At 64.4% G+C, this 4914-nt stretch carries 5 protein-coding genes; 4 read left to right on the forward strand and 1 reads right to left on the reverse strand.

Translation table 11 applies throughout. The annotated features are described in order from the left end of the window. Positions 1–392, forward strand: a 392-nt coding sequence (locus DC522_RS32400) for a hypothetical protein (protein ID WP_205769901.1), incomplete at its 5' end; no start/stop codon positions are given. Positions 393–405: 13 nt separating this feature from the next. On the opposite strand, the gene DC522_RS32405 is transcribed toward DC522_RS32400, so the two are convergent. Then, positions 406–960 (reverse strand): M48 family metallopeptidase, encoded by a 555-nt coding sequence (locus DC522_RS32405; RefSeq protein ID WP_116532538.1) that lies wholly within the window; start codon positions 958–960, stop codon positions 406–408. A 168-nt stretch (positions 961–1128) separates the two neighbouring features. Here DC522_RS32405 and DC522_RS32410 point away from each other — a divergent pair, with 168 nt between their 5' ends. The 3 genes from DC522_RS32410 to DC522_RS32420 all read left to right on the forward strand — a co-directional run. After that, the gene (locus tag DC522_RS32410; RefSeq protein ID WP_116532539.1) at positions 1129–3648 is read left to right on the forward strand and encodes an ABC transporter ATP-binding protein/permease; all 2520 of its coding nucleotides are present in this window, start codon (positions 1129–1131) and stop codon (positions 3646–3648) included. A gap of 93 nt (positions 3649–3741) precedes the next feature. Further along, on the forward strand, positions 3742–4644 hold the full coding sequence (locus DC522_RS32415; RefSeq protein ID WP_116532540.1) for an MBL fold metallo-hydrolase: 903 nt from the start codon (positions 3742–3744) through the stop codon (positions 4642–4644). A gap of 185 nt (positions 4645–4829) precedes the next feature. Next, positions 4830–4914: NAD-dependent epimerase/dehydratase family protein (locus DC522_RS32420; RefSeq protein WP_116532541.1), on the forward strand; the 85-nt coding region annotated here is incomplete at its 3' end.

The raw sequence follows: 4914 nt of genomic DNA on the forward strand, positions 1-4914 counted from the left end.
AGGGCGAGAGCCTAAAGGCCAATGCAGCCGTCTCAGGCGGCTTTCTAGCTCCCCGACCACCAGCCCCGCTGGTGGTCCCTCACCTCGAAGGGAGTTTGGCCATGGACCAGCCCTACAGCGTCTGGGCGGATGGGCTCAGCAAGTTTCACGCCGCACCGGTCTGGATCCAGGCGCTCTGGATCATCGCCGGAACGGCGTGCACGCTCTCAGCCCTGCACACCGTCAGGACGATCATCGTCGCGGCCTTGCGGCGCGGGCGCGATCCCGGGATCGAGCTGGTCTACGGCATCTGCCGCGACCATACCGGGCGGCTGATGATCTATCCCGAGTTGAAGCAGGAGAAGCCCTCGCCGGTGCCGTCGCTGCCGGAATGGCGCGACCGCCTCTCCTGAGAGGCCAGCTTCCTCAATGCAGCATCAGATTGTGCGGAGAGAGGTTCTCCAACATGTCACGCAGCTCTTCCATATGCGGATTGATGGAAAGCGCGATCTGGAAAGCCGCGCGGGCTTCGTTGAGATACCCATGACGCAAACACACATTGCCGAACCCGGAAATCGCGCCGAAATGGCGGGGCTCAAGCCTCAAGGTCTGAGCGATATCGAAGAGGCTGTCGGCATCGCGCTTCTCGATATAGGCGAGCGTCGCGCGCTTGTTCCAGGCCTCCGGCCAATCGGGATGCTTGATGACGAGGTGATCGAGAAGAGGCCTTGCCTTCTGTAATTCTCCCGATGCAATGGCCTTCACCGCAGCTGCCAGGGTTTCTTCCGCCAGCCGATCCTCGTGAGAGGCCCAGAGCGCCCAGATCTGGTCCTCGATCTCCTCGACCGGCCTGACGGGATCGACATCGGCCAGTTCCTTGAAGAGACCCTTCAACCGGCTCGGCAGCGCAGAAGACGGCGTGCGGCCGGGGGTTTCGACGATGAGCTGGAAAACCGGATCGACCGGCAGGGACGACGACATAATGAAGCCCGATCATCCTCTCTGGAAATGCCGTAGGAAGGGTGAGATAGGCGCGAAGGCGGGGGCGGCGAGAGGCCAGTTGCAGAGTTTGGACTGGCCGGAAGGCCTAGGTTTCGCTAGTTTCACCCCTAAAGCTCAACCAATGTGAAAGTTGTCGAGGGAGGTGGCATGGAGCGCGACCCGTTGCGCCTGGCGTGGAAGACCTCCCGGCTTCGCCATGTCTTCGGATTTTGTCTTCTGGCGCTGGCCGGCCTCTGCCTGCTCGTCGGGCTCGAGCTGATCCGCATCGTCGTGGACCGGGCCGTTGCAGGAGGCGGTTCCGCTCCGCCCGCCCTGCTCCGCATCGTCCTCACCCCACCGGCGAGCGTCTGGCCGGAACCGCTCGTGCTGTTTTCAGGCCTTACCCTCAGCCCTGAAACTTTCACGCTCGCCTCCATCGGCGGCATCCTGCTGATTCCCGTCCTGATTGCGCTGCTGCTCATTCCCGTCGATGGGATTGCGGTCAGCATTGGCTCGCGGGCCCTGGCCAAGCTTCGCGCCGTCGCCCTCGAAGCCATCCTCAAGGCGCCGCCTTCGGCTCAAGACGATCTCTCGATGGCGACCGCGCTCGCAGCCCATGGGCTTGCCCGCAAGAATTCGGTGCTGGGATTAAGCCTGTTCGTTCCGGTCAAGCTCGGCGGCATGATCGGATTGTCGTTTGCCTATGTGCTCGTGATGGACTGGCATCTCGGAGCTACCCTCGCGGCGACCTTGAGCGTCGGCGCCATCCTGAATGCTCGCCGCGCGCTGCTGCGGTTCGATGCGACGGCTGCACGCCACAAGGAAGGCGAGAGCGCCGAAAGCATCCTGGCCGATCTCGAACACCGCATCCCAGCCATGCGCGCCCATGGCACGGGGTTTTATGAGCGGGACCGGGTTCACAATCTCCTCATCGAAGGCCATCGCCCCGTCGCACGGCGCGAGTACCGTCTGGCGCTCGTCGATTCCACCGCCGCCATCGTGCTGATGCTCGCGCCCGTCGCGGTGCTGGCGCTTGGTGCGTGGTTCGCTGGGTCCCGCCCATTGACGGCCGGCATGGTGGCGGCCTGCGTGCTTGCCTCGGCGCTTGCGGCTTATGGCGTGCGCGAGCTTGTGCAGTGGCACCGCACGGCCCTTCGGGCCCGCGCCCTGCTCACGGATGTGGCGCGGAGTCTTTCCGCGCTCAAGCCGCGCGGCATCAAGAAGGGGAAGGCCTCTCTGCCCGAGAACGGCGCCCTCGTGGCGCAGGGCGTCTCGGCCTATGACCCGGCGAGCGGCGCGCGCATCACTTCCGTCAATCTGAACCTCGCCTTCCCCTCCCATGTCGCTCTCGTGGGTGACGGCGATTCCGGTCCGCGCCTGCTCGCCGCCCTCATGAGCGGACAGATCCACCCTTCCGTCGGCCGCATGACCTATGGCGGCGTGGATCTGGTCGAGGCCAACCCTTTCGAGCGCAGCCAGCGCATCGCCTTTGCCGGTGAGACGGTGCTGATCGAGGGCAGCCTGAAGGAGAACCTGCTCTATGGCTGCCAAGGGCCGGCAGAAGAGCTCGAGCATAGGCTCTCGGAAGCCATCGCCATCACGGGCCTTGACCGCCTCACCCATGCACGCGGCCTGTCCGGCACACTCGATCCCAAGAAGGAGCCCGCGATCGCAGCGGCTATCGTGGAGGCCCGCCGCTTCGTGCAGGCGGCACTGGCCCGGGAGCAGCTCGACCGTTTCGTCGATCCTTTCGATGCCGCTCGCTACAACCGCTACGCCACGATCGGCGAAAACCTGCTGTTCGGGAAGCCGGTCGGCGACACGTTCCAGGAGGACAGGCTTTCCGCGCATCCCTACGTGCGGGCCATCCTCGAGGCCAACGACCTCACCAAGATCCTGAGCCAGGTTGGCCTGTCCATCGCATCGAGCATGATAGAGATTTTTGCCGATATCCCGGACGGACATCCTCTCTTCGAGCGCTTCTCGTTCTTCTCGGCTGCCGACCGCGCCTATTTCCAGGATCTCGTGGAGCGCCAAAGCGGCCAGCGACGGCCCGGGCGCGATCAGGAACGCCTGATCGGCCTCGCGCTTCGCTACAACGAAAGCCGTCACCGCCTGGGGCTCCTCGACGAGGCGCTCGAAGCGCGCATTCTCACGGCGCGGGCAGATTTCGCCCCCATGCTGCCGGTAAGCCTCAAACCTTCCATCGAGTTCTACGATCAGGCGCTCTTCTGCTCGGCGGCGAGCGTGCAGGACAACCTGCTTTTCGGGCGCATCGCCGCCGATCAGGCCGGCGCGGCGGAGGCTGTGCAGGGTGTCATCAGACACGTGCTCACCGAGCGGGGCCTTGACGGCGAAGTCTCCCGCATCGGGCTCGACCTGCCCATCGATCCTCAGGGCGACGATCTCAGCCTCACCGAAACCGCGGCCGTCGATCTGGTGCGCTGTCTCGTGCGCCGGCCGAGCGTTCTCGTGGTTCAGCGGGCCCTCGATGGCCGGCCGGGTCCGGCCGCGGACAGGCTGGTGGCAGCGCTTCGCCGCTCCATGGTCGGCCGGGGACTCGTCATCGTCACGCCTTCGGTCTCCCCCATCATGGATCATCCGCCCTTCGACGCCGTTATCCGTTTCGAGCGGGGCGAACCCGTGATGGTTCCCCGCATCAGACAGCCGGAGGCCTTAAGTGCATGAACGGCCGCACTTGCTATCCGGCGGCGCCTGGGGTCATCTGATCATGTGCGGCATCGCACAGATATGGGGTTTTCGGTTGGGCATGATCCAGCGATGGTAAGCCGAGTTGCATCTTCTGACGAGCTACAGGTCCGCTTCTGGGGCATTCGCGGCTCCACCTGCGCTTCCGGCCCTCGGTTCATGGAATTTGGCGGGCATACGGCCTGTGTCGAGATCCGCTGCGGCAAACGTCTCTTCATCGTGGATGCCGGAACGGGCATTTCAGCGCTGGGCATCGCGCTCGGCGAGGATGTTCCCGATGCCATCGACATCCTCTTCAGCCATCTCCACATCGACCATGTGGGCGGCCTGCCCTTCTTCAAGCCCGCCCTCACCAGGGAGCGGCTGGTACGCACCTATTGCGGCAATCTCGATGGCGAAAGCGCCATGGATTCCCTCGACAAGCTGTTCTCGCCGCCGCTCTTTCCGGTGCGCCTCGGCCAGTTCCCGGCCCGGTTCGAGCATGTGGGATTCAAGGCCGGCGAAACCCTGACCTTCGACGACGGCGCCCGCGTCGAGACCCATCCCCTGAACCATCCGGGCGGCGCTACGGGCTACCGCTTCCGGCACGGCAACCGCAGCGTCTGCTACATCAGCGACGTGGAGCACAGCGAAGCGTGGCCGGATGCCGACCTGGCCGATTTCGTGCGCGATGCCGATCTCATGATCTATGACGGCATGTTCTCCGAGGCCGAATACCCGCGCTGCCGCGGCTGGGGCCACTCCACCTGGGAGAAGGGCGTGGAACTCGCCAAGGCCGCCGGCGTGAAGTCTCTGGCCATTTTCCATCTCTATCCGGGGCATGACGATGCCTTCATCCGGGCCATGGAAGCCGAGATGAAGGCCGTGATGCCAACCGCCTTCGTGGCCCGCGAACGGCAATCCATCATCCTGGACGCCTCCGGCCAAGAGGCGGTTGCGGAATGGCCCAAGGCCGCTAAGGTGCCCGCCGTCTAAGCGTCGGGCATGAAAAGTGCGCCCCACTTTTCATGTCCGATGCTCCCTTCTTCAAGCGGCGCATCGTTCATGCGGAAAACCGGTCCACTTTTCCGCACGATGCGCTAGAGCATTGTCCGGCGACGTGGAACCCGGTTCACCGATAAGACGATGCTCCAGCAGAAATGTTCAAGCGGGCTTTTTCGATGTCCTCACCCATTCTCGTGACCGGAGCGGCCGGTTTCATCGGCTATCATGTGGCCGCGCGGCTGTTGGCCCAGGGCCATCAGG

The sequence above is a fragment of the Microvirga sp. KLBC 81 genome, from assembly GCF_003075415.1.
GTDB lineage: Bacteria > Pseudomonadota > Alphaproteobacteria > Rhizobiales > Beijerinckiaceae > Microvirga.